Here is a 25,504-nt window from a genome sequence, read left to right as displayed (position 1 = left end):
AATGGGTCTACTCAATTTAGGTTAAACGTTGGTTTGAACATTCACTTGATCTGCGGCTTGTTTTGCCAGTTCACGAGCCAAGTCTGTATTTTCAGCACGTGCCGTAGCAACACCCATACGGCGGCGTTTGAAACCTTCAGGCTTACCAAACAAACGCAAGTCAGTGTTCGGGTTTGCTAAAGCAAAATTCAAGCCAGAAAAGTTAAGATTTTTTGCATCAACACCCGCATAAATCACTGCGCTTGCAGCAACACTATGGCGTTCAGTATTGACTGGTAATCCTAGAATCGCACGTGCATGAAGTTCAAATTCACTTTGGAACTGAGAAGCGAGGGTAACTAATCCAGTATCATGAGGACGAGGCGATACCTCACTAAACCAAACTTTATCGCCTTTAATAAATAACTCTACACCGAAAATACCACAACCACCCAAAGCAGTCGTAACTTTATTAGCAATTCGTTTTGCTTCTTGTAAAGCTGCAGCAGTCATTGCTTGAGGTTGCCAGCTTTCTACGTAATCACCAGCGTCTTGGCGATGCCCAATTGGATCACAGTAATGTGTTTCAATCTCACCAGTTTGAGGATTTTTAGCACGAACTGTAAGTAGGGTAATTTCGAAATCAAAATCAATTTGTGACTCAATGATCACCGTGCCTTGATTAACTCGACCACCTTGCATTGCATAATCCCAAGCTGCATCAACTTCATCAAAGTTTTTTACTCGAGATTGACCTTTGCCAGAAGATGACATTACAGGTTTTACAAAGTTTGGATAACCAATATCATCGCATGCAGCACGGAAGCTTTCCAGAGTACTCGCGAAACGATATGCAGAAGTTGGTAAACCAAGTTCTTCAGCAGCTAAACGGCGAATACCTTCACGATTCATCGTAAGGTTTACAGCTTTTGCTGATGGGATCACCGTTGCCGTTTGAGACTGTTCGATTTCGACGAGAACTTCAGTCGCAATTGCTTCAATTTCTGGGACGATTAGGTTAGGTTTGATTGTTTCAATCAGTTGTTTTAATTCGGTAGGATCAGCCATATTCAAAGTATATGAATAATGAGCAACTTGCATAGCAGGTGCATCGTCGTAACGATCAGCAGCATGAACTTCGACACCTAAACGTTGTAAAGATATAACAACTTCTTTACCTAGCTCTCCAGAACCTAACAGTAAAACCTTAAATGCAGAAGATTGAAGTGGAGTTCCAAGAGTGACGCTCATGCGCATAATCCTATCCTGAGTAGTTTGTGTTTAAGCATAGCAGAACTTTTTGTTGAATTAAGCTTGCGAGGAACAAAAATACTAGGTTTTTGTTAGACAAATAATGGCTTTAAGTTTCTTTATCCAAGATGGAAAGACAACTATTTATATAAATTAAATGATTTTATTGTGTCTAAAACGATTAATGTCATAGCTGCATGATAATGTGTCAACAGCCGTTGAGAATTATGACTAAATTGACTAGCATAAAGACCAAATTTTTCATCGGCGAATTGATATGTTAAATGCAAGAGTTCATCTTTTAGCAGCACTGATGATTTGTCCTTTTTTAGCTGCATGTGGTAACTCAAACAGTGAAAGCGAGAAAAAGGTTGAAATCAAACCAGCTCCAAAATTAACGAATGACGCTACAACATATGCAAATGCTGCTTGGAAGTTAATTAATGAGATAGATGTACTTGTATACAACAAGCAAGTTACTGATATCGAAGAGAAGGTGAGAAAGCCTATCCGTCAGTTGAGTACAGATTGGCGTATTAATGTCAAAATGACTGATTCTGTGACGGAAGGTAAATATGCTTTATGCCGTAAAGCGCTCACAAGCCTAGATAGTTGGGCTAGAGATGTTAAAGACAATGCAAATAACTCAGGTCAGAAGCAATCAGATTATGAGCGCGATAAAGCCCAGTGTAAGGATGCAATTGACAATCCAGCATTAGGTAATACTTCACCGAAGTAAATTTAAATTTGCGCCTAAAGCGAGAATACGATTTTCGCTTTAGGTTTTATGTAGCTTCTATTTTTCAAATTTTTTATTTTCAGGTTCTTAGATTGCTAATTATTAGAAAAATAAATCTGGGATATCAAACAAACATTTTACTTTTAATGATTCAGATTATTCACCGCAGCTAAATGTCTCAACCCATCTAAATTTATAACGATGATTTTTTTAAAGCCTAATTGAATGATTCCTTGTTTTTCGAAAGCATTCAATTCTTGATTTACAGTCTGCCTAGAGACTGTCAGCATATTGGCAAGTTGATCTTGTGAGATTTGAATATTTAGATCTTGAATGGATGAGCGGTTACCGTAACCTTCTAATATAAATAACAAGCGTTGAGCAAGACGCTGACTGATCGTTTGAGTTTGAATTGCAATTTGCTCTAAAAAGACATAGCGAAGTTTTTGACTGGTCAGTAGGGCAAAGAAATACCAATAATAGGGGTTTTTAGATAAAAACTCGTTCAGAGGTTGAGCTGGGATTTGAAGCACAACACTTTTTTTCAATGCAATAGCATCATGAGAGCGTGGTTGTTTGTCTATGAGAGAAATCTCGCCAAACCACATGATTGGTTCAGCGATAGCAGCAATTGCTTCATTACCGTTAACGTCTATGTAACCCAAACTAATTGAGCCATCGAGAACACCATACACACCATCAAATTGATCTTGAGCATTAAACACAGCGGCATTTTTTTCAATTAAAAGTTTCTTACCATGATCCAAAATGAACTGCTTGAAAGGCTCAGCAAGATGACTAAACCACGAATTTTGCTGTAAATGGTGTATATGAAGGGGATCTAACACTCTATTTCCTTTTAAAAAATATATCCATTTGTCAGCTACATGACAATTTTATTTGCTGATTTGTAATAGATTAATAACATATAGAAATAATATGAGGAATTAAAAATGACAAATTTGGAGCGTCTACTCAGTCAGTATGCTGCATATCATTTGGATCAGAAAAATATTGTGACCCATTTTGTGGGCATTCCACTGATTGTTTTTTCAATTTTATGCTTAACTGCGCATGCGGGTGTGGAAATATCAGGAGTTTCAGTGACTTTGGCATCGATACTGATTGTATTGAGTGCGATTTACTATATATCACTAGATAAGTTATTTGGCATTCTAATGTTGATTATATTCATCGCAGCATATCCACTTGCAGTAAAAATAGCAGTATTACCGATATGGAGCTGGTTAGGAGCGAGTATCGGTATTTTTGTAGTAGGTTGGGTATTTCAATTTGTAGGGCATTATTTCGAGAAGAAAAAACCTGCATTTGTTGATGATTTGATTGGTTTAGCAATAGGACCTCTATTTGTATTAGCAGAGTTCGTTTTTCTACTTGGATTCCGTAGGCCATTACATCAACGTATTTTAAAAGAAGCACAAATGAAACGTGCAGAAATGGATATGAAACCGCAAACAGCGTCTTAATTGATCTATTGCAAGTTAAAAAGCCAAGCTCATAACGACTTGGCTTTTTCATTTACTGATTCTAAAAGCTTGATCTAATTGCTAAGCTTATTTTCAGTTTAGGTTGATGATTTATTATTAAAAAGCAAATGACAGGAATTTATGAATATTGGTCCTTACCTGAAAAATTAGAAATTAAATGTCCATGTTGTGTCGGTAAAGCTAATTTCGAGTTTGCCAGAATAGCCAAGATAACACTCAAGAAAGATGTCGAGTATTTCCAACAACATGCTGATTTTGAATATGAGCGCTTTCAGGATAGTTGCGGAGCTTATTGGCATGCGGCATTTTATTATCCAAATCTAGCAATTCCGATTGAACAAATTCAAGACTTACCTAAAGGCTATGATGCAACAGTTTGGCATGCACGATATTCCAGACTAAGTCATGGAGGAGTCGTTTGCGAATCATGTAATTGTCAACAAAAGCATCATTTAAACTGGCCGAATGATGCTTACTACACTGTGACGTATAAACAGCAAGTTTTATGGGCGTTTCATCGTGAGGCTGCTTTGGATCTGTATCATTATCTAAATGAAAACCTAAGAGACCACAAAAAATATCGACATTCTTTCTTTTTATTACATATCCCAACTATCTTTAAGCAGAAAAAGGCTAGATTGCATGTAACGCAACAATTGAAAAAGTTATTGTTATAAGTTGTTTTTAAAATTTAAGTGGTAATTAAAAAATAAAAAAACCGCCAATCAGGTCAAATTGGCGGTTTGGAAATCAAAACTTTGATTTATACGTTGAAACGGAAGTGAAGGACATCACCGTCTTGAACGACATAAGTTTTACCTTCTAGACGCCACTTTCCTGCTTCTTTCGCGCCGTTTTCACCGTTGTATTGAATAAAGTCATCGTAAGAAATACATTCTGCACGAATAAAACCTTTTTCAAAATCAGTGTGAATCACACCAGCAGCTTGTGGCGCAGTCGCACCCACTTTAACTGTCCAAGCACGAACTTCTTGTACGCCTGCAGTAAAGTATGTTTGTAAACCAAGTAAGCTATAGCCTGCACGAATCACTACGTTTAGACCTGGCTCTTCCATACCCATTGCTTCTAAGAATTCAGCACGGTCTTCATCTTCAAGTAATGAAATTTCGGCTTCGATCTGATTGCAAAGTGGTACAACGATTGCATTTTCTTCAGCAGCAAGTTTTTTAACTGCGTCAAGATGTGGGTTGTTTTCAAAACCATCTTCTGCAACGTTGGCAATATACATGGTTGGTTTAAGTGTCATTAAACCAAAACCACGAACAGCTTTACGTTCATCATCTGATAGATCAGCGGCACGTGCTGGTTTACCTTCATCGAGTAAAGGTTGGATTTTTTCTAAGGCTGCTTTAGTGGCAATAGCATCTTTATCACCACTTTTAGCTGCTTTAGTTAAGCGTAGTAATGCTTTTGCAACAGTATCAAGGTCAGCAAGTGCAAGTTCAGTATTGATGGTTGCGATGTCATCTAATGGGTCAATTTTACCATTTACGTGAATCACGTTTTCGTCTTCAAAACAACGTACTACGTGTGCGATTGCATCAGTTTCACGGATGTTTGCAAGGAATTGGTTACCCAAACCTTCACCTTTTGAAGCACCAGCAACCAAACCTGCGATATCAACGAATTCCATCGTAGTTGGAATAACACGTTGTGGTTTAACAATTGCTGTAAGTTTGTCTAAACGTGGATCTGGAACAGGAACAATGCCTGTGTTTGGTTCAATGGTACAGAACGGAAAGTTTTCAGCAGCAATCGCTGCCTTTGTTAATGCATTAAATAATGTAGATTTACCTACGTTTGGCAGACCAACAATACCGCAATTAAAACCCATGAAACCACTCACAAATGTGTTATTTAAAAATTGTCGCTGATTTTACATGAAAGCCATGACAAAGTCAGGTCATGGCTAGTGAGGATTCATAATTCAGGATCAAACTTTTCGTTTATCGAGTTGTTTGGCAATATTATCACCTATCGTTTGTACCAACATGACCAAAACAATTAGGACCAAAATCACCGCCAGCATGACTTGCATATCAAAACGCTGATAGCCATAACGATAGGCAATATCACCGAGCCCACCTGCACCAATCGCACCCGCAATGGCAGAAGAGCTGATCATGGTGACAATAGTCACGGTAAAACCTGCAATAATTCCGGGTAATGCTTCCGGAAGCAGCACGTGCCAAAGAATCTGCTTACGGTTACAGCCCATTGCTTGTGCTGCTTCAATCAACCCTTGATCGACTTCACGTAGACTGACCTCCGCAATACGGGCGAAGAACGGAATCGCAGCAATGGTTAAGGGCACAATTGCAGCCAAGACGCCGTAACTGGTGCCGACGATCCAACGGGTAAATGGAATCAAAGCCACCATCAAAATCAGGAAGGGGACTGATCGAGTGATGTTAATGATCCAGCCTAAGGATTGATTGATTTTCTTGGAAGGATAAATGCCAAAATCAGCAGTACTCACCAAAATTAAGGCAATGGGCAGACCAATCAAAAAGGCGAGAATTGCAGAAACACCGACCATGATTAAAGTATCGGTGGTTCCTGTGAGTAATAGATCAATGAGTTGATTGTACATAACCGATCACCTCAAGTTGTGTTATTGCTGGATGTTTTTCAGATTGTGGGTGGTTTAGATCAAATTCGAGATTGCGAATCCCGATGATCAATGAGCCGATGGTACGCTGCTGAATGCTATCAATTTGACTGTGATAAACTTGAACTGGACTATTAAAGCCATCCAATAGCTCATATAAATCAGGCACTGATTTCGATTCACTAACATATTTCAGTTTTAAAATCTGATGCGTACTCTCAGGCAGAATAGTTGGGCTCAGTTCAAAAGGTAAATTTACCTGCTCAAAATTGAGTAATTCCTGCGTGATCTGTTGTTGTGGATTGGAAAATACCGACCAGACTTGTCCAGACTCAACAATTTCACCTTGATCAATCACGATCACCTGATCACAAATCTCTTGAATGACTTGCATCTCATGAGTGATCAAGACAATGGTTAACCCAAGGTCCTGATTGATCTGTTTTAATAAGGACAGAATATTGGCGGTACTTTCAGGGTCCAGTGCTGAGGTGGCTTCATCACAGAGTAGGATTTCAGGCTGAGAAACCAAGGCCCGAGCAATACCCACACGTTGTTTTTGTCCACCAGACAGTTGAGCAGGGTAATCATTTCGCTTTGCCTCTAAGCCAACCAGCGTAAGTACCTCACTGACGCGTTGTTCAATCTCAGCTTTGTCATAACCCCCAATACGTAGCGGTAAAGCCACGTTTTCCCACACAGTTTTGGCAGACATTAAATTAAAATGCTGAAAAATCATGCCAATTTTCTGCCGGGTCTTGATCAACTCGGCATGTTTGAGTTCAGCAATATTTTGTTGATGAATCAGGATGCTGCCAGTATCAATCGACTCCAGTCCATTGAGGGTGCGGAGTAGGGAGGATTTACCCGCACCGCTTTTTCCAATAATCCCAACAATCTGTCCTTTGGGAATATCGAGATGAATGTCTTTTAAGGCATGTAAGCGTTGGCCCTGTACATCATAAAACTTATTTAAACCACGTATTTTTAGATGTGGAACTGAAAAATCGACCTGTGAACCAAAACTCACCATGATTGTTCTCCTTATTTCCAACCTGGGAACCACAACGTTGGACCGAAATCGCTATCCAAGGCTGTTTTAACTTTTGCTGAGTTTTGATAAATCTCGACAAATTTCTGTAGTTTGTTGTCTTTGTCCTGATAATCATCACGCACCACAAATAAAATCGCATAACGTTTATTGGTGTTGTCATCAAACAACAAGGCACTTTCAGGATCAGCCGTTTTGGCTAAACGTAAGTAATGTGGATAGCCAAAAGCGAGATCAACATCATCAATCGCACGTGCAGTTTGAGGGCCTTCAACTTCGGTAAATTTCAGGTTCTTCGGATTCGCTGTAATGTCCTTCAGCGCAGAAAGGTGATTATTGCTGTCTTTCAGCTCAATCAGCTTGGCTTGTTGCAATAGCAATAAAGCACGCCCTTGATTGACAGGATCATTCGGAATCGCAACAGTTGCACCATTCGGAAGTTCATCAAAACTTTTATATTTTTTTGAATACAGTCCAACATGTGAAGCCGCACCCGCAGCAAATGACTTTAATTTAAAGCCAGTTTCTTTAATGGCATTATCCAAAAAAGGTTGATGCTGGAAAAAGTTCGCATCAATATCGCCATGATTCAAAGTGATGTTTGGGGTATTCCAGTCTGAAAACTCGACCAATTTGACATTCAAACCTTGTTGTTTGGCTTCATCTGCTGCAACTTGCAGTGGATGAGCAAAAGAAGGACTGATCCCGATCACCAGTTCACTGCTATGGTTCTGTCTTTGTTTATTCCAAATCAATAAGGCAATAATCGCAACGACGATAACAAGGCCAATACCAATCCATTTTTTTGAGGCTGTTTGAGCCATATATTTCTCCAATTCTTTTCTTAAATGTTAAGCACTAATTTCTTCAATTATTTTTAGGTCATCTGCGTTGTTATGCGATCTACATCGGAACTGATCAGCAGGATGGCTTGCAGCTAAATGATCGCCTTGGGCAAACAGTTTGTTCCGCAGTGAACCTGTGGCATATTCAGTTTTATAACGTCCACGTTGTTGTAACTCAGGGATCACTAGTCGAATAAAATCATGGTGTGATTCAGGTGCAACTGTACGAGTCAGGTTAAAACCATCAATGCCCGTTTGATCGAGTAGTTCAATGATATATTCAGCAACTTCAGTACCACTACCGACAATGAGTGGATAACGTCCACCCAGAATATGTTGTGCTTTTAAGTCATTCTTGCTGATGCTTTGTTCTTTAAACTTTTCATTGACAGAAGCAATGCTATTGCTCTTTTGATAAGGAATCGTTTCATCATCTGCAAACTTGGCAAGATCAATTCCGACTGAACTGGCATAATGTGCTAGACCTGCTTCAGGGCTGGCATATTGACGGTATTCAGTCAGTTTTTGCTGGGCAAGTTCATGTGTTTCCGCGACGACAACGGTAATACCGACAAAGATTTTAATCGCATCTTCATCTCGACCTTGTTGTTGTGCTTGTAGTCGTATTTTATTGACCTGTTGACGAATCTTTTCTGGTTGATCACCACCAATAAAAATACATTCAGCATGGCGCGTGGCAAACTGTAGTCCTTTCGGGGATGCACCAGCTTGGAATAATGTTGGAGTACGTTGCACCGAAGGTGCAACCTGAAATACACCTTGGCTTTGGTAATATTGACCTTGATGATTGATCGAGTGAACTTTATTTGGATCAGTAAAAACACGCTGTTGCTTATCTTTCTTTAAGGCATCATTTTCCCAAGAGCCTTCCCAATATTGATAGCAAAGCTGTAAAAACTCCTCAGCTTGATCATAACGCGCATCATGATCTTTTAAACCTTTTTGCCCAATAAGCCGTTCGGCACTATCCAAATAGCCAGTAACAATATTCCAGCCCAAACGACCTTGGGTTAAATGATCAAGACTGGCAAATCGCCGTGCAAGTTGATAGGGCTGCTCATAGCTTAGATTGACCGTGACACCAAAACTTAAATTCTGTGTCACCAAAGCCATTGCCGAAATCAGGGTGGAAGGATCATGACTTGGTAGTTGAATTGATTCTTTTAAAGTCAGCTCAATCCCATTTTGATAAACATCATAAACACCTGTAATATCTGCAAGGAATAAGCCATCAAACAAACCTTGTTCTAAAGTTTGTGCCAGTTCAGTCCAATAACTCAGTTCATTAAAGCGATGTGATTGATCACGCGGATGCGTCCATAAACCATGATTGATATGACCGACACAGTTCATATCAAAGGCATTTAACAAGATTTTTTTAGCAGTCGTTTGACTCATTACAAAGTCCCCCGACGTGGAGGCAGAATGCCATTCAATACATAATTACCGATGAAGTAATATTTCCAGCGTGCAGCATCATGCAAGGTGTGTACACGTGCATTACGCCAATGACGATCAAGACCATCAGCACGTTGACTGCCACGACTACCTGCTAATTCAATCAGTTTCGATGATGCCTTTAATGCAGTTTCAGTACTATGCGCACGTACTTTTGCCACATCAATTGAGGCTTTGGCTAAGGTCTCCGCATTCAAATCTTGTTTGGCAATATCTACAGAGCGAGCTGCTTGTTTTAGTAAAAGTTCGCTGGCTTTGACATCGGTTGCCACACGACCCAGCTCAGATAGGGTTAGGGGGTCTTGAGTGGCGGAATCAATATTGGCATCAATCCAAGGGCGGGCAACACGCACACGTTCTAGGGTTTCTTCAAAAGCAGCACGAGCAATCCCGACTTCAATCGCGGCATGCATGATTTGAGCAAATGCTCCTACCAAAGATAGCTGCTTAAAGGCGGTATCAAAAGGAATCACATCCTCTTTGGCAACAAAGACCTGATGAAATTTGACTGTACCGCTGCCAGTAGTCCGTTGCCCAAAGCCAGACCAGTCATCAATCAGTTCTAATCCTTGGCTGTCTCTTTGTACAAAAGCCAAAAATTCGCGTCCAGATTCATCCACCACTAAGGTTGGAATACGATGGGCGAATAGGCTACCGGAGCAATAGAATTTTTCCCCTTGGATCAGATTACCGTTTTCGCTTTGAATCAATGTGGTTTGCTTATGTGCAGAAGTACGTGTTTTAAATTCAGCCAGTGCATTACCAAAACGCGCACCTTGTAACACTTCTTGATAGAGGCGTTTCTTTTGCGCTTCCGTACCAGTATTGCGTAATACTTCCAATGCATAAAAATGGTTTTGTGGAATCTGACCGATTGAACCATCCGCACCGCTAAACATGGCAATCACTTTAGCTACGGTTAAGCTGGAAACTTCTGCACCGCCATACTGTTTAGGTACGGTAATCGCCCATAAACCTGACTGGCTATAGGCTTCAATTTCTCTAAATGGCAAGTTTCGATTGGTATCACGTTCAACTGCCGTTTGTTTAAACATTTGACTGAGTTGAGTTGCAATTTCCAGTGCTTCGCTATCGCTCTGAATAACATGCGCTGCTTTAAAATTGGTTTTGGCAAAACCTTGTAGTTCTTGATAAGAGGTCATGATGATGTGCTCCTTAAATCCAAGCATGGCGGGCAGGCTGTGTACCATTGAGGTAATAGTCACCGATGGCATGGAATTTCCAACGCACAGGATCATGTAAGGTATGCACACGGGCATTACGCCAATGCTGATCAAGATTGTGTTGGCTCAGGCTGGCACGACTGCCACCAAGTTCGAGTAATTTTTCTGAGATATGCAGGGCAGCATCATTTGCATATATCTTTGCTTCTGCCACTAAAATAGAGGCGCGCGCGGCTTGCTCGCTAGAAATCTGAGTGAGTTGATCCAGTTCATCTAGATATTCTGCTGCCTCATCTAGTAATAAAATAGCTGCATCGAGCAGGATATTGAGCTTACCAACTTCTTGTAAGGTGTAATGTTCTTCACTGGCTTTTTCTACGCCTGCATCAATAATGGGACGTGCTTTACAAATGCTGAATAAAGTGTCATCAAAAGCTGCTTCGGCGATGCCAACATCAATGGCAACTTGTAGAAGCTGAGAATAGGCACCGCGAACATTTGGAGTATCAGCAATAATGCGCTCATTAAAAAATAGTGCAGGATCAACGACAACATTACGTAGTTTTACCGTTCCGCTGGCTGTAGTGCGTTGACCAAAGCCATTCCAGTCATTAATCACTTCCACGCCTTCGGCATGACGATCAATGATTACCAATACGGTATAACCTTCAGGATGTAGTGCGCGGATCGCTAACCAGTCTGCAAAGCTGGTTCCAGTCGAGTAAAACTTTTCTCCATTTAAAAAGTATTGCTCATTTTCCAACGTTAACTTGGTTTGAATGGATTTGGTATCTTTGGAATTTTTTTCAGGTCCACCATTTGCAATGCGTTTACCTGCAAGAATTTCAGTGTAGATAAACTGTTTTTGTGCATCTGAACCCGTGATATTAATAAAATTTAAAAGACCGAATTGGTTTTGTGGAATTTGCCCAACATTGGCGTCTGCTTTACTCAAAATACGAAACACATGGGCCAAAGTTTTATTGGAGACAAAAGCACCACCATATTGTTTTGGAATACGGATACCGCCTAAACCCTTTTGACTAAACTGATTGATTTGTTCCGTTGGCAAAATACGATTTTGGTCTCGTTTATTTCGTTCTTCTAATGCAAAGTCAGCAACTTGATAGGCAGCATTAATGGCCTGCTGATCATTTAAAATCAGTTGTACTGGAGCTTGGATCACTGATTGATTACTGGACATGTAGACACCTCTAATAGATAAGAGGAACTTTACAAAAGTTTTACTTTTCCACTAAACCATCAGTTTTGGCTTGTATATCACAATAATTGTTAAGCATTTTTTATGAGAAAAATGAAATAAAAAATGATATTTAAATTTTAGTGAAAACAATTATTTATCACTTTTGGTGTAAACTTTAAGCTACAAAAACAGTTTTTTTATCACTAAATAGAATAACTTCATCTAAAAAATGTATAGCAAGCTTTAGCCAAAATTAAAAAAGATAGAGCAAAAACGACATTGTAATCATTCACTTTTACTTCTAAAGTAGGGAAAACTTTATGTTTGATCGAATAGAAAAATAAATTTGGAGTGTCTATGCGGGTTTTATACCAATTTCCTTTATCTCACTATTGTGAAAAAGCTCGCTGGTTGTTAGATCATAAGGAATTGGACTATGTTGCACATAATTTAATTCCTGGTTTTCACCGAGCGTTTACCTATCTCAAATCAGGGCAATATTTTTTGCCAATGTTGAAAGATGACAAACGCTGGGTTGCAGATTCAACCAAGATCGCCCTCTATCTTGATGCGACTTATCCCGAACATGCATTATTGAGACGTGATGAACAGTTACGTGAGCAAGCTTTAGAAATTGATAAATTATCGGGTGAGCTGGGTGTGCATGTCCGACGTTGGTCATTGGCGCAAGCGTTATCTGTTGGCGATCATCCACTCGAAATTATGATGGGTGAGCAAGGCTATTTACGCCAGTTTGAAAAAATTTCTAAACCAATTTTGAAGAGTTTAGTTTCAACGAATTACAAACTGAATCCAGAAAAAGTTGAAAAATCGAAAATACGAATGACGGAATTGATCGCAGATTTAAATCAGCGTTTGATCGATAATCAAGGACGTTATTTGGTTGGAGATCGTTTGGGATTAGCTGATATAGCAGTTTGTTCGATTCTTGCGCCTTTACTCGTGATTAAAGGTACGCCGTGGGAATTGGAAAATGATGATATTGAACAATTCACGGGTGAATTGAAGGAATATCATGACTATTTATTAGATTTACCGCTTGGACAATATGCACAGCGTATTTATGCGACTGAACGTAATGCACGGGTTGATTGGCGCGGTTTATAAGATTTGTTGGTGAATAAAGCCCTGATTGAAAATAATCGGGGCTTTTTTATGAGAAAGAAAAGAGCAAAATAGTCAATAAAGTAAAAAATTATCGGTGAATAAAATTAATTATTAAAAGAAAATTCGTTTTAAATAGAAAATATTAGAAATTATTGCCAAATTTACTTTAAAAAAAGTTAAAAGAGGGAAATAATTATAAAAAGTCTTTGCTATCTTATGTTTCAGGGTGTGATGGGGATCGAAACGAGTTGTTCACTATTGGGAGATGAGTTGAACAGTTGCTCAAAAGGTCTTGTTTCGGCTTTGAGACAAAGATAAACCAAAAGTTTATCGGAATCATGTTTGCGTTATCCATGCAGCATCGTCAAAAGTTAAACGAATGTTTTCCCTTGACCCTTAAAAATTACTGAGTGAGCAGTTCCGATAGAAGCATAAATTCAGAGTGAGAACTGTAGAATGGAATTGGATCGTTTTGATAAACAAATTCTTGAAATTTTGACCCATGAAGATGTCAATCTAAATGAGCTTTCAGAGCGTATTAATCTATCTGTAAGTTCAGTGCATCGCCGTATTAAAAATTTAATTGAATCCCAAGTAATGGGGCAACTTAAACGAGAAATTAACTTTAATAAGCTTGGTTTTAGTCTGCACATTCTTTTGCAAGTGTCGCTTAGTAAGCATGACAGCGAAACTTTTGATAAGTTTTTAGAAGAAATTGAAGATATTCCAGAAGTGACCAATGCATTTCTGGTAACAGGGCAGAGTGCAGATTTTATTTTAGAACTGGTAGCGAGAAATATGGATGACTACAGTGAAATTTTATTACGCCGTATTGGTAAGATCGACAGTGTAGTCGCACTTCATTCGAGTTTTGTGATCAAAGAATATAATGTTTTCAACTGTTATAAGCTTTTAAATAAGCTATAAAAAATGCATCTAAAAAGATGCATTTTTTACTCACTTGAATCAGTTAAGCATCGAGTTGAGCTAAAACTTCTTCTGTAAATTCCACGTTTGTATAAACGTTTTGAACATCATCAAGATCTTCAAGCATATCAATCATTTTCATGATCTGTTTAGCTTGATCGATATCGTTGATTTCAGCTTTAGTCGATGGGCTCATGACCACTTCGGCATTGTCAGATTTTAATCCTGCTGCTGTAAGCGCATCTTGAACATTACCAAAACTTTCTGGACTAGTGATAACTAAGATACTGTCTTCATCGATCTCGATGTCATCAGCACCAGCTTCTAAGGCAACTTCCATCACTTTGTCTTCTAATGAAACATCATCAAAAGAAATTTCGCCGCGCTTAGTGAATAGGTACGCTACTGAACCGTTGGTACCCAAGTTGCCATTGGTTTTACTAAAGCAATGACGAACATCTGGAACAGTACGGTTTAAGTTATCAGTCATGGTTTCAACGATAACTGCAACACCACCAACACCATAACCTTCATAGGTTACTTCTTTTAAATCATCATTATCTTCGCCACCAGCACCACGTTGGATCGCACGGTTGATGGTGTCACGTGTCATATTCACCGAAAGTGCTTTTTCAACAACGGCACGTAAACGAGGGTTACTCGCTGCATCTGGCCCGCCTAAACGTGAAGCTGTTACGATTTCACGGATGTATTTAGTAAAAACTTTACCGCGACTTGCATCTTGTTTAGCTTTACGATGCTTAATATTGGCCCATTTAGAATGACCCGCCATGGAAGTAACTCCAAAAAATTAAAACTCAAAAAAGTGCGTGAATATTAGCATAGCGATAGTTTTGTTGAAAACCACCGCATTAAGCATTCAAAATTTAAATTCCTGATCATGTATTAAAGATTGATCAGAAAGAATGCAAAAATTAGTTAATCTTTACGTCAATGTCGTATTCAGCATAAAGAGCTTTGATTTGTTCCAAATCTTTTTGTAAATCTGTAGGATAAATTTTTCCTAAAATACCACCTTGTTTTGTACGTGCATTGGCATACATCAAAATAATAGGTACGTTGGCTGCTTTAGCAATATGCCAAAATCCTGTACGAATTGGTTTGCGATCTTCACCATTTTTTGCGCGTGTTGCCTCTGGAGCTATGACTAAATTAAAGCGCTCATTACGCTTAAATAAGTCGACCATTTGCGTCACTATGTCTTTATTTGCTTTACGATCAACAGGAATGCCACCTAGCTTTTCTAAAATAGGTTTAAGAGGACCTTTGAAGAGTTCCTTTTTAATCAATGTATGAACTTTAAGTTCTAAGATTTCAAACAAAGCGAGTGAAAGAATAGTGTCTAGATTTGATGTATGTTCAAATCCAATAATTACTTGTTTCTGTTCCAAAATTGCGGGATCAACTTGATATGTCCAGCCTGCTGCCTTAAAGATTGATTTTCCAATAATTTTTTTCATAGCAGTCATTCATCGTTCAAAAGAATCACAGCAGTTTAATATGACTTATTGTGAAAATATATATCCTTAACAACCACAACTTCATGATTTCGGCAAATTGAATATTTTTCAAGGAATAGCAAATAATTCTGATCTGTTGATTCAGTGATATGTAAGGTTGTTACCATAACAAACTCGTAATCACAGCATGAATATGCTGAACTCACTTAATTTAGATTCGAGAAAAACTTGGTGAAAAGATTTAAGAAGTGGCTAAAACAAATGATCAATCAATACCAAGTGAGTTCTAGATCAGAGACATCGAACTCTAATATAGCAACCGCATATGATGAAACTGAAGTTGAAGCCATAGTGCCCATGCAAATAAGCCATGCTGGAATGCGCTTCATCATGGAGTTTGAAGATCTGAGATTGAAATCTTATGATGATGGAGCAGGCACTTGGACTATTGGATATGGAACAACGATTTATCCAAATGGAGTGAGAGTTAAAAGAGGTGAGACCTGCACTGAAAGTGAAGCAAAAGCTTATTTTCAACATGATTTATTAAGGTTTCAGCGTACAGTAAATCACCTTGTTAATGTTTCATTAAAGCAAAATCAGTTCGATGCCCTTGTATCATTGACTTATAACATTGGTGAAAATGCATTTAGAACATCAACATTATTAAAGTATCTAAATATGGGTGAATATTCAGCAGCAGCCGAACAATTTGGGGTTTGGAATAAGGCTGGAGGGAATGTGATGCGTGGATTAGTGAGACGTCGACATGCTGAAAAAGAACTATTTCTAAAATAATTATTGGAATTCTATTCAATAAATTAAGATTGAAACAGTAAATACGTTAAGGGGGACTTTCTAATAACGAATAGAGCTATCGTAACTCTAACTGGTGATCATCTTGAGTTAGCTTAATTTTAATTTTTCTGTACTTACGCTTATTGGGTTCTATAGCAGAATTTTTTAATTCGTCTGAAAATTTCTTTTGATTCATAAGTTCAGTATAGGTTTTATAACCTAAAATAATTCGACTTGGATATTGCCCATTTCTATTTAAATAGTACTCAATAGATTGGTTTAATTCTTCTAATATACTAATATTGCACATATTTATAAGATAATCTTAGATTCGATCTTATCCTAACATAAAAAATAAGCTTTGTAATGTAAATGCAATATTTAAATTCTATGAAAATTTTATTCGAGAGATTTTAATTTTATATTCTATTTAATGGTTTATCTAATAAGAAATAAGCCCACTTCTATAAGTAGGCTTACTGAGCAAATTTAGTAATATTCTAAGACCGTAAGATGAAAAGTTTATGGTATTTTCAGCTATAAGTTTTGATATTTTTGACTGGAATTAACTAAATTAGCAAAAGGAGTTAAGAGTTCAATGCAAGAACAGAAATATTACTTGCTTGTAAACCTTTTTTACCTTGCATTACGTCAAATTTAACGCGTTGACCTTCAAAAAGTGTTTTAAATCCGTTGTTTGCAATTTCGCTGTAGTGAGCGAAAACATCTTGACCATTATCTGACTGAATAAAACCAAAACCTTTAGTTTCGTTAAACCATTTAACTGTACCATTCATACCATTTGACATAATAATATCCTTTCTCTTGATGAGAATAAATTTATAAAAGACTGATTTTAAAATAATAAACTTGAAACTAAAATATCAAATAAGCGGGAAGTATTCATGCAAAATGAGAATTTTAATGAGACAAAAATATATTTTCTTATCGTGTATATTCACTATACGCTTTATATGTGAATTAGCAATCTTTATTTTTAGATTAAAAAATGAACCAATATTAATGTTATGAATTACATAAGATTAATACAGAATATTTTTCTAAAAAAACTTAAATAATTGGATGCGGGGGTTGGATTTGAACCAACGACCTTCGGGTTATGAGCCCGACGAGCTACCAGACTGCTCCACCCCGCACCAGTGAGTTGACGTTATACGCGGTATAATTGATAAGGTCAAATAAATCTTCAATAAAAAATGCTATCTGAAGTATTTTTAACCTCTATTGAGGTTTTAACATGATTTTATCTATAATTAATAGATCTTATCTTGACCTACTAATCGTGTTTTAAAGCGGCGATGGAACCACATATATTGTGTTGGTTGAGTACGAATTTGATTTTCTAATATTAAATTTACACGAGTCGCATCATTAATTTCATCATTTGTAGGAAAATTCTCAAGCTGCTTCTCTAATAAAATATGATACTGAGGATTTTTAATATCACCAGTTCGATAGAAAAATAAAGGAATCGCTACAGCATTTGCAATTTTAATTAGACGCCTATGTGCGGTTAATGTTGCTGCCTGTACACCGAAAAAGGGGGCCATCACACCTTGTTTCAGTCCAAAATCTTGATCGGGACTATACCAGATAGCTCGTCCAGCTTTTAGACTGCTAATTAACCCTTTCATATCATCTTTTGAGATTTGATGTTTATAGCTAGATGCTCTGCATCTTGTAATCATCATATCAAGTAGAGGATTGTTTTGAGGGCGATAAACTACATCTAGATCAAAGAAGCGACTACTGATAAATCCTCCAGCATCCAGTAGCGTGGTATGACTTCCTAATAGTAATATTCCATGTCCTTTTGCTGATTTAATGTGTTCGATACCATGAATATGAATCCTATTTTCATACCATTTAGGGCAATACCATGCATTTAATGCTTCAAATACCCCAAGCATGGTATTGAAAAAGACCTCTTGACCATCTTTGTATAATGATTCAGCATCTTTTTCGGGAAAACATATCATTAAGTTTTTAAGTGTAGTTTTTCTTCTTGAATGAAGATATTTCCATGCAAATTTTGCTAAACAATTTGCAACTCTGTGCTGAATAGACCAAGGTAATATTGCACCGATCATAAGTAAGGATATTGCAATCCAAATACCCCAGTATTTGGGCAGTAAAAAAGCCCACTGAAACTTTCCTGCCTCATAATGTTTGTTGGTTTTCATAGCAGTCTGTTTCGTTTAAAAAACTCACCAGCCTAGCATATTTTAGATTTATTTGTTTTAGAGAAATCTTTATTTCTAGAAAAGTATATTCACTATATTCTTAAGTTATTATTTTACATTAGATTAATGTATCTAGAATTGAGGTGTTATTCACGGTCCAATTCTTTGGGTAACGTTCATCTGATGGCGAACAGTACTTATATTTTCGTAAATGATTTTACGCATACGATTGATAGCGCCTAAAGGTTTGTGTTCAGGCAAGGAATGCCAAGGTGTAAATGAAAGATTCTCACAGAACTGATTTTGTTCTGGGGTGTCAAACTCTTGTTTAGGAATATTTATGATTGCAACAGTATAAAATGGGGCGATTGACTCTTTCCACTCGGTCATTGAATCTTCGACAGACATGTTAGATGACGTTCTTGGTTGAACCATAAATTCCATACAAACATTTTTTTCCTGTAAGGTGCTTCTAAGCGCTGTTCTTAAATAATCAGGGTTTGTTTGTTTAGTTATAAACTCGGAAGTCTGTGTACATGGTTTAACCGAGTATTTTACTGCTTTTCTATCAGCTCCTGATCCAAGTTGATAGGGAACCATCGACCAATAACGACTATTTATTGGATTAGTTATTTTTGAGTTCGCGGCACTAAAAGCATTTTTTGTACCTTTAAAACCAAGTGTAAAAGGGAGTTTTAGTTTTTTTAAGATACTATCACTGCTGGTTGCATCCACAAATTTAAGATATCGACTTGCATTATCTGCAAAGAAAACAGGATGATTAATCATAATAAAATCTTGAGTCGTGGCATTTTTTTCATTTTCTAGAATTTTATTGCCTTTAACGCCTAAAATTTTAATCGCCATGCCACGAGCATCTTTTTCATAGTCTGCTTTTGAAGCATCGCTAGATGCATTTGAAAAACGGATCCAAGCATCATAATTTTTATTGGGTATGAAAATGCCATGTGCAAATTTTTCGGCTAAATTTGGTAAAACTTTGAATTCTGCTTTCACACAACCATGGGCTTTAGGATGAGCGTCTCGTAGTGCTAATTTTGTCGCGTATCGTTTGCGAATAGTTTCTTCAATATGTTGAGAAATTTCATAAGCTAGTTTCTCTTCGTTGTCTTGAAGCTTCTCACCTAAAAAATGATCGGGTGTTGGGTATGAGAAATTTGTTTTTTTTGGGGAGTTGGGCGTATCTACATCATTTAATTTGATAGGAGCTGAGCTACAACCTATGCTAAAAAGTGTTGAAGAAGTAACTAAAATGAATAAAGCATTTCGACAAGTATTTTTGATTATGTTCATAGTTTTAACTCATTTAGCATTATCAAATTCTAGTCCTTATTCTGAATAAAGTATATTTAAACACGAGTGTTTTTATTATTCATATACAATTGCTTGTGCAAATATCATCGTAAAAGTCTAGGAAATTTCCCACTCTTAAATAGATGATTGTAGATTTTATAGAATAAAAAATTGCAATATTTGCTTGTCCAATCGTTAGATGGATTAGATTAAAAATTACATGAATCATTAATTTTTTCCATGCTTATAATAAAATCGTTAAACTGAATATTACGTCAATCCTTTTTCACAGGTAATGTTCACGAAAAACAAACAAGAGTTGCTTTAAACTCAGTTAGAAATGATAAATAATTTAACAAGAAATCTTTTTGCTATAAAAATACAAGTATAAGATTTTTATATTATTTTTATAATTTAGGAAGCGGTGATAAGTATCCATTAAAAAGTAAACATGTATTCTTTTCCGAATTGGTTTGATACTTTCTCCACCCATTGCTCTATTTTGTCAGCTGTCATGACTTGAAAATCTCGCCAATAATATTTCATCTGCTTCCATACCATCTCGATTCGATTTAACTCAGGGCTATAAGCTGGAATAAAATACAGATTCGTCGAAAAGTTAGTTTTAAGTAGCTCTCTGTAATCAGCCATCTTTTTACTTCTATGAATCGAGGCATTATCAACAATAAGAACCAATGGAAGGTTATATGTCTGTTTTACTTGTTGAGCTATTCCAGTTAAATAGGCATAAAACCAAGTACTTGTCACTGACTCTTGTAAACAGCTTGTCACCAGTTTCCCCGTTGAAAGCAAACACCCCATGACATTAACTCGTTTTAATCTTATTGCATCAACCGCATGAACATCACCTATCTTTGTCCACGCATAGCGGTTATCAGGTGTAGATGAAAATCCTGTTTCATCAACATAACCTAATATAATTTCACCACGTGCCGCTTGCTCTCGTAATTCTTCAATCTGCTGTGTTGCTTGTTCAAATGCAATCGGATCTCTTTTTTTTCAAGCTATGACGGGTACGCTTGAAGACCATACCTGAATCACGTAAAAACTTACGAATGGTTTCAACAGACACGGACACTTCGTATTCTTCATGTAGTTTGACTCGGATTTGTTCTGCATTGAGTGGACTTGTATTGACCCAATCTAGGATTTTCGCCTGATAGTCTGAGATCAATGTATTGGGTCGACCTGAGCGATGACCTTCTTTAATCGATTCAAGCTCATACAATTCCCAACGTCGGCGTTGTAGCCTTATGGTTTCTGGGATACGTTCTTGTAGAGTGGCAACTTCCGCAACACTTTTACCTTCGGAAAGCCAGAGAATAGTTTGGGCACGTTGCCTTTCACGCCAATGTTTTGCATGCTTGACCAGAAAAATGAGTCGTTCTCGCTGTTCTAAACTAAGTGGTACAGAAACAATTCTAGGCATGTGTGAACATCTGTTAACTAAAAAAACCTTTTCGCATCATTAGTTATTTTTGTCAACTTATGAAGTTGATTGCAAAAATTAACACAACGGGAATGCTTTTTCTCAGTTTAATTACAACTGCGTTTGCGCATTCGGATATTTAACAAACTTCGCAGGCAAGTACCAAAGAACCAGATGGAGTCCTATTTAAAAACGTACAAATTTTTGATGGTAAATCCAATAAACTAACTGCACCTATGAATGTCTTAGTTCGAGGGAATAAAATACAATCAATATCTAGAAGTCCAATCCAAACCACGAATGACACGATTGTTATAGAAGCTAATCAAAAAGTACTCATGCCAGGATTAATTGATGCACATTGGCATGCGATGATGGCAGCAATGCCAGTTTCAAAATTACTTACTTCAGAAGTAGCTGACTTTAATTTTAGTGCCGCAGCAGAAGCAAATAATACGCTGATGCGAGGCTTTACTAGTGTACGTGATATGAGTGGACCAACATTCTCTTTGAAGCGTGCGATTGACTCAAATATTATTAACGGTCCAAGAATTTGGCCATCAGGTGCAATGATTTCACAAACTGGTGGTCATGGTGACTTTCGTATGACTTATGAAATACCATCATCAAGTGCGTCACATAGCCGTGGTGAACAAATTGGTGGCGGCGTTATCGCAGATGGGCCATCTGAAGTGACTAAACGAGCCCGAGAACAATTGATGCTCGGTGCAACTCAGATCAAACTCGCTGCTGGAGGTGGTGTATCTTCTCAGTATGATCCAATTGATGTAGCTCAATATTCAGAAGAAGAATTTAGAGCGGCGGTAAATGCGGCTGAAAATTGGGGAACATATGTTTCAGTTCATGCTTATACACCTCGAGCAATTCTAGCGGCACTTAAAGGTGGTGTTAAAGTAATTGAGCATGCACAACTGATAGATGAACCAACGATTAAAATGATGGCGCAAAAAAATGCTTGGTTAAGTAGTCAAGCATTTCTTGATAATGAATAGACTTCTTGCAAAAATCAAAAAACGATCAACGTTTTGTTTGTTTTTTGCAAGAAGTCTAATGCTTTGGATTTTTTATTTAACGATCTTTAAATTATAAATAAGATTGACATAATTTATTATAAAGGAAATTTTAAATTAATATATGAATTTATATAAAACTGGTTTTAAAGTTTTTAATAAATTGGATTTTTAAAATGATAAATTTAATCCAGTAAATAAAATATATTAATTTATAATTTTATGATGTACTAAAGTACCTATTTATTTTGTTTTTATGAAATGAGCTTGGTTGAATAATGAACAAATAATTTCTAAGACTTAGTCCTTAACTATTTCCCAGTATATGAACGCAACTAAGTAAATCGATGCATTAACGTACAATAGAGCTGAACATCTGCATAAAAATTATTGCATTGCAAAACTGAATTATGTAGAATCTGCCACAAGTTAAATTGTTGTATTCAATCATTTTAACGTTTTAGGGCCTATAGCTCAGTTGGTTAGAGCAGCGGACTCATAATCCGTTGGTCCCGTGTTCAAGTCACGGTGGGCCCACCAAATTCAACCTTATAACTTATTGAGTTATAAGGTTTTTTAATGCCTGAGATTCTTAGGTATCAATTTTTTCGGTCAATTATCAGGTCCATCCGTTTAATAGTCCGTTGGTTTCATCAGTGCGGATGCCAACATTTCACCAACACATTTTTTGTTATTGGCTAGTTCGGTTAATCATTCTATATTTGAGATGAACTATCATTTATCTATACTGTAAATGTAATTAGCTAATTGGAAGAATGGGTTCACAGAGCTTTAGATTTTCTTTTTTCATCCATTTCTTGATAAAGTTATTAGATAGAGAACATCGAGCGAAACGAGATCTACATGATGAGCATCATGCTGAACAAATTAAACGAATTTGGAAGGAAAGTTCAGGTCGATATGGTGTACGTAAAGTCTGGCAAAAATTAAAACGTGAGGGTTATGTTATTGCACGTTGTACAGTTGCTCGATTGATGCAAAAGCTAGGTATACAAGATGTTTGGCGTGGTAAGAATAAACAAACCACCCGTAACCGAGATGACCAAAAACGGGCAGATGATTTAGTGAAACGTAATTTTAATGCTGATCATCCAAACCAACTATGGGTGGGTGACTTTACCTATATTCAAACTCATTCAGGCTGGGTATATACCGCATTTGTTATTGATGTGTTCTCACGAGCAATTGTTGGATGGAAAGTATCTACACGGATGAATACAGATATGGTGCTCGATGCATTGGAGCAAGCATTGCATGATCGAGGCATGCCAAAGAATGTGATTCATCATTCCGACAGAGGTGTGCAATATCTTTCTATTCGCTATACCAATCGTTTAGAAGCAGCAAATTTAAGAGCATCAGTCGGTACGACTGGTGATTCATACGATAATGCTTTGGCTGAAACAGTGAATGGCTTATACAAAACAGAGGTGATTGAATATTTAAAAGCAGATTGGCAAGGTTTAGCGGATGTACAGCTTGCGACACTAAACTGGGTAGATTGGTTCAACAAAAAGCGTGTACACAGTGCACTGGGTTATGTATCGCCTTTTGAGTTTGAAGCAATGTACTATGATAAGATTAACCCGTTAGGTCAGGTGGCCTAACTTAAATAAAAAGTCTCCGACAAACCCGGTACGGTTCAATTCCACTAGTTTCATTAGTTTGATCTGATAGTTTTTGCAGAATTGCTAGTCTTTCTATTTTTTTAGGTTCTTGCTCCCAAGCGCTCATTAGCAACTTGTAAGTCCTATCACCTACAATATAACCACCGTAAATATCTAATTTAATGAATTTTTCTTGCTCCAAAGTTTGAAGTAAACGATGGATACTTGGTTTTGGAATATCTAGCTCAATAGAAAGGTCCAAGGGTGTAGGAGGATGCTTTGCGGTTGAGATCGCCTCAATAATATCTAAAACTCTGGTAATTGATGAGCCTTTCTTATTCATATCGAAAACCTAGTATAATCAAGTGCATATGCAGGAAAAACCTAAAATAATTAGTTCTACGAAAATTAGAGATAAAGTATAAATTTCTTTACTAGAAGAATTTTAAGCCCATATTCATTATTAAGTCATGAGGGTTATAATATTATTATCATTAGACTTCTTGCGTTAGTCAAAATTTAAACAGCCCAAAGCTACATTTTATAAGGTTTTAGCCAATTCAAAAATTAGGTAAAACGATACTTTCGCAAGAGGTCTATTAAATAAATAGCTATAGAATAACTATATTCCTAAAACCACCTGATACGGTTTAAATCCTTCGATTACTGCATCCGAAACCAATTGAATAAAAGCTTCAGTCTTTTCATATGCCATCCATTGATCAAGAGCCTCATAGTAAGCCAAACGATTTTCTACTGTAATCACACAAGGCGGATAGCCTGCTTTTAATAGTTCAAGATTCATCAAAAGACGTGACGTGCGACCATTGCCATCAATGAATGGATGAATGCCAACAAAATCAGCATGTACTTTGGCTGCACGTTCAATTGGATGTAGCTTATGTGCTTCACTATTATACCAGTCTACTAATTGAGCCATCTTGTCATTTAATAACGTGTAATCAGGCGGGGTAGATGTAGCACCAGAGATCAATACGTTTTGCTGGCGATAGCGGCCAGCATTATCATCATCAATATTCTTTAAGATAAGCTGATGGATATTACGAATTTGCCATTCAGAAAAAGGCTCCTCTTTCCGAATGATATCTTCAACATAGTAAATTGCATTTCTATGGTTGATCGCTTCGAAGTGTTCTCTTAATGCCTTTCCACCAACAGTAATACCTTCGAGTACTACTTTTGTTTCTAGCAGGGTGAGGGTATTACCTTCAATTGCATTGGAATGATAGGTCCAGCGGACAATAAGATCTTCTTGTAAATTTTTGACAATTGACGGAGAGAGAGGGCGATGTTGATCTAATTTTTTCTTTAAATCATCAATAGTTTCAAACATAACCTTATCCTTGAATTTGTCTTAGTCGATCATACATGAAAAAAGAAATATCAGAAATGTAGTGATATATCATTACATTTTGTATTGACTGTAAAAGTAGTAGGTTAGCCTTTCGTTGTCCGGTAGATTTTAGGTATAGGCTTATTCATTTGGGAATTATATTGTTGAATAAGCTTTCAAGAATAGGTTTGTGCAACAAAACCACGTATTACTTAAGTTTTTAATAATGTATAAGATTTTAATAGATTCTAAAATTGGTCACACCAAAAAAATAAATTAAAGCTTGTCTATTGCGTTTTTCGGCTAGGGTCTGTTGA

At 37.2% G+C, this 25,504-nt stretch carries 25 protein-coding genes, 2 tRNA genes and 2 pseudogenes; 9 read left to right on the top strand and 20 right to left on the bottom strand.

All coding sequences use genetic code 11. The annotated features are described in order from the left end of the window. Nucleotides 1–21: 21 nt before the first annotated feature. Nucleotides 22–1,239 carry a formate-dependent phosphoribosylglycinamide formyltransferase gene (gene purT, locus Q9Q86_RS06670; protein ID WP_171293847.1) on the bottom strand — a complete coding sequence of 406 codons (1,218 nt, stop codon included), beginning with the start codon at nt 1,237–1,239 and terminating at the stop codon, nt 22–24. 268 nt (nt 1,240–1,507) lie between these two features. On the opposite strand from purT, the gene Q9Q86_RS06665 reads away from it, so the two are divergent. After that, nucleotides 1,508–1,969: a hypothetical protein gene (locus Q9Q86_RS06665; RefSeq protein ID WP_004911833.1), complete on the top strand. Its 462-nt coding sequence runs from the start codon at nt 1,508–1,510 to the stop codon at nt 1,967–1,969. Nucleotides 1,970–2,112: 143 nt separating this feature from the next. Here Q9Q86_RS06665 and Q9Q86_RS06660 read toward each other — a convergent pair whose 3' ends face one another. After that, nucleotides 2,113–2,817: a Crp/Fnr family transcriptional regulator gene (locus Q9Q86_RS06660; protein ID WP_112986486.1), complete on the bottom strand. Its 705-nt coding sequence runs from the start codon at nt 2,815–2,817 to the stop codon at nt 2,113–2,115. Between the two features lie 105 nt (nt 2,818–2,922). Between Q9Q86_RS06660 and Q9Q86_RS06655 the strand changes: the two genes are divergently transcribed. Beyond that, entirely contained in the window at nt 2,923–3,456 is a 534-nt protein-coding gene (locus tag Q9Q86_RS06655; protein WP_112986487.1) for a DUF962 domain-containing protein, read from the top strand. 128 nt (nt 3,457–3,584) lie between these two features. Next, nucleotides 3,585–4,154 (top strand): hypothetical protein, encoded by a 570-nt coding sequence (locus Q9Q86_RS06650; protein WP_112986488.1) that lies wholly within the window; start codon nt 3,585–3,587, stop codon nt 4,152–4,154. An 86-nt stretch (nt 4,155–4,240) separates the two neighbouring features. On the opposite strand, the gene ychF is transcribed toward Q9Q86_RS06650, so the two are convergent. The 7 genes from ychF to Q9Q86_RS06615 all read right to left on the bottom strand — a co-directional run bounded on the left by ychF (nt 4,241) and on the right by Q9Q86_RS06615 (nt 11,872). After that, nucleotides 4,241–5,332, bottom strand: a complete 1,092-nt coding sequence (gene ychF, locus Q9Q86_RS06645) for a redox-regulated ATPase YchF (RefSeq protein WP_112986489.1) — start codon at nt 5,330–5,332, stop codon at nt 4,241–4,243. A gap of 99 nt (nt 5,333–5,431) precedes the next feature. Next, nucleotides 5,432–6,091, bottom strand: a complete 660-nt coding sequence (locus Q9Q86_RS06640) for a methionine ABC transporter permease (RefSeq protein WP_112986490.1) — start codon at nt 6,089–6,091, stop codon at nt 5,432–5,434. Then, nucleotides 6,072–7,142 carry a methionine ABC transporter ATP-binding protein gene (locus Q9Q86_RS06635; RefSeq protein WP_112986491.1) on the bottom strand — a complete coding sequence of 357 codons (1,071 nt, stop codon included), beginning with the start codon at nt 7,140–7,142 and terminating at the stop codon, nt 6,072–6,074. The genes Q9Q86_RS06640 and Q9Q86_RS06635 overlap by 20 nt, the downstream gene beginning before the upstream one ends. Before the next feature lie 11 nt (nt 7,143–7,153). Continuing rightward, complete coding sequence (locus tag Q9Q86_RS06630) at nt 7,154–7,984, bottom strand: MetQ/NlpA family ABC transporter substrate-binding protein (RefSeq protein WP_112986492.1); 831 nt, start codon at nt 7,982–7,984, stop codon at nt 7,154–7,156. A 27-nt stretch (nt 7,985–8,011) separates the two neighbouring features. Next, the gene (locus Q9Q86_RS06625) at nt 8,012–9,424 is read right to left on the bottom strand and encodes an LLM class flavin-dependent oxidoreductase (RefSeq protein ID WP_112986493.1); all 1,413 of its coding nucleotides are present in this window, start codon (nt 9,422–9,424) and stop codon (nt 8,012–8,014) included. Then, a complete protein-coding gene (locus Q9Q86_RS06620; RefSeq protein WP_112986494.1) occupies nt 9,424–10,647 on the bottom strand; it encodes an SfnB family sulfur acquisition oxidoreductase in 1,224 nt (407 codons plus the stop codon). The genes Q9Q86_RS06625 and Q9Q86_RS06620 overlap by 1 nt, the downstream gene beginning before the upstream one ends. Before the next feature lie 13 nt (nt 10,648–10,660). Then, the gene (locus Q9Q86_RS06615; protein WP_112986495.1) at nt 10,661–11,872 is read right to left on the bottom strand and encodes an SfnB family sulfur acquisition oxidoreductase; all 1,212 of its coding nucleotides are present in this window, start codon (nt 11,870–11,872) and stop codon (nt 10,661–10,663) included. Between the two features lie 357 nt (nt 11,873–12,229). Between Q9Q86_RS06615 and Q9Q86_RS06610 the strand changes: the two genes are divergently transcribed. Both Q9Q86_RS06610 and Q9Q86_RS06605 read left to right on the top strand, forming a co-directional pair. Further along, nucleotides 12,230–13,000 carry a glutathione S-transferase family protein gene (locus tag Q9Q86_RS06610; protein ID WP_112986496.1) on the top strand — a complete coding sequence of 257 codons (771 nt, stop codon included), beginning with the start codon at nt 12,230–12,232 and terminating at the stop codon, nt 12,998–13,000. Nucleotides 13,001–13,456: 456 nt separating this feature from the next. Next, nucleotides 13,457–13,927: an Lrp/AsnC family transcriptional regulator gene (locus Q9Q86_RS06605; RefSeq protein ID WP_004911804.1), complete on the top strand. Its 471-nt coding sequence runs from the start codon at nt 13,457–13,459 to the stop codon at nt 13,925–13,927. 43 nt (nt 13,928–13,970) lie between these two features. On the opposite strand, the gene Q9Q86_RS06600 is transcribed toward Q9Q86_RS06605, so the two are convergent. Beyond that, nucleotides 13,971–14,720, bottom strand: coding sequence for a YebC/PmpR family DNA-binding transcriptional regulator (locus Q9Q86_RS06600; protein WP_112986497.1), 750 nt, complete (start codon nt 14,718–14,720; stop codon nt 13,971–13,973). Between the two features lie 142 nt (nt 14,721–14,862). Continuing rightward, on the bottom strand, nt 14,863–15,417 hold the full coding sequence (locus tag Q9Q86_RS06595) for a 1-acyl-sn-glycerol-3-phosphate acyltransferase (protein ID WP_039048249.1): 555 nt from the start codon (nt 15,415–15,417) through the stop codon (nt 14,863–14,865). Between the two features lie 222 nt (nt 15,418–15,639). Between Q9Q86_RS06595 and Q9Q86_RS06590 the strand changes: the two genes are divergently transcribed. Next, nucleotides 15,640–16,206 carry a lysozyme gene (locus tag Q9Q86_RS06590; RefSeq protein ID WP_112986498.1) on the top strand — a complete coding sequence of 189 codons (567 nt, stop codon included), beginning with the start codon at nt 15,640–15,642 and terminating at the stop codon, nt 16,204–16,206. 76 nt (nt 16,207–16,282) lie between these two features. On the opposite strand, the gene Q9Q86_RS06585 is transcribed toward Q9Q86_RS06590, so the two are convergent. From Q9Q86_RS06585 to Q9Q86_RS06555, 7 genes are all read right to left on the bottom strand, one after another. Beyond that, entirely contained in the window at nt 16,283–16,516 is a 234-nt protein-coding gene (locus Q9Q86_RS06585) for a hypothetical protein (RefSeq protein ID WP_112986499.1), read from the bottom strand. Between the two features lie 277 nt (nt 16,517–16,793). Continuing rightward, nucleotides 16,794–17,015, bottom strand: coding sequence for a cold-shock protein (locus Q9Q86_RS06580; protein ID WP_004911781.1), 222 nt, complete (start codon nt 17,013–17,015; stop codon nt 16,794–16,796). Nucleotides 17,016–17,286: 271 nt separating this feature from the next. Continuing rightward, nucleotides 17,287–17,363, bottom strand: a tRNA-Met gene (locus tag Q9Q86_RS06575). Between the two features lie 117 nt (nt 17,364–17,480). Further along, a complete protein-coding gene (locus Q9Q86_RS06570; RefSeq protein ID WP_087540799.1) occupies nt 17,481–18,410 on the bottom strand; it encodes a lauroyl acyltransferase in 930 nt (309 codons plus the stop codon). A gap of 150 nt (nt 18,411–18,560) precedes the next feature. Beyond that, complete coding sequence (locus Q9Q86_RS06565) at nt 18,561–19,724, bottom strand: catalase family protein (protein WP_112986500.1); 1,164 nt, start codon at nt 19,722–19,724, stop codon at nt 18,561–18,563. A 438-nt stretch (nt 19,725–20,162) separates the two neighbouring features. Next, nucleotides 20,163–20,702 (bottom strand): IS630 family transposase, encoded by a 540-nt coding sequence (locus Q9Q86_RS06560; RefSeq protein ID WP_225554437.1) that lies wholly within the window; start codon nt 20,700–20,702, stop codon nt 20,163–20,165. Nucleotides 20,703–20,718: 16 nt separating this feature from the next. Beyond that, nucleotides 20,719–21,174 (bottom strand): helix-turn-helix domain-containing protein, encoded by a 456-nt coding sequence (locus tag Q9Q86_RS06555; RefSeq protein WP_004730277.1) that lies wholly within the window; start codon nt 21,172–21,174, stop codon nt 20,719–20,721. A gap of 338 nt (nt 21,175–21,512) precedes the next feature. Between Q9Q86_RS06555 and Q9Q86_RS06550 the strand changes: the two genes are divergently transcribed. The 3 genes and pseudogenes from Q9Q86_RS06550 to Q9Q86_RS06540 all read left to right on the top strand — a co-directional run. Continuing rightward, on the top strand, nt 21,513–22,187 hold the full coding sequence (locus Q9Q86_RS06550) for an amidohydrolase family protein (protein ID WP_227540296.1): 675 nt from the start codon (nt 21,513–21,515) through the stop codon (nt 22,185–22,187). Between the two features lie 481 nt (nt 22,188–22,668). Then, nucleotides 22,669–22,745 (top strand) — tRNA-Ile (locus Q9Q86_RS06545). 299 nt (nt 22,746–23,044) lie between these two features. Beyond that, a pseudogene (locus Q9Q86_RS06540) lies at nt 23,045–23,833 on the top strand (IS3-like element ISAba19 family transposase); the annotation flags it as partial. A gap of 37 nt (nt 23,834–23,870) precedes the next feature. On the opposite strand, the pseudogene Q9Q86_RS06535 reads toward Q9Q86_RS06540, so the two are convergent. Then, a pseudogene (locus Q9Q86_RS06535) lies at nt 23,871–24,176 on the bottom strand (helix-turn-helix domain-containing protein); the annotation flags it as partial. 279 nt (nt 24,177–24,455) lie between these two features. Continuing rightward, a complete protein-coding gene (locus Q9Q86_RS06530; RefSeq protein ID WP_004915280.1) occupies nt 24,456–25,187 on the bottom strand; it encodes a Fic family protein in 732 nt (243 codons plus the stop codon). Nucleotides 25,188–25,504 lie beyond the last annotated feature (317 nt).

The organism is Acinetobacter sp. A22, assembly GCF_030913345.1.
Lineage (GTDB): Bacteria > Pseudomonadota > Gammaproteobacteria > Pseudomonadales > Moraxellaceae > Acinetobacter > Acinetobacter junii.
The sequence above is the reverse complement of the archived record's forward strand: the minus strand, read 5'-3'. Positions and strand labels throughout refer to the sequence as shown.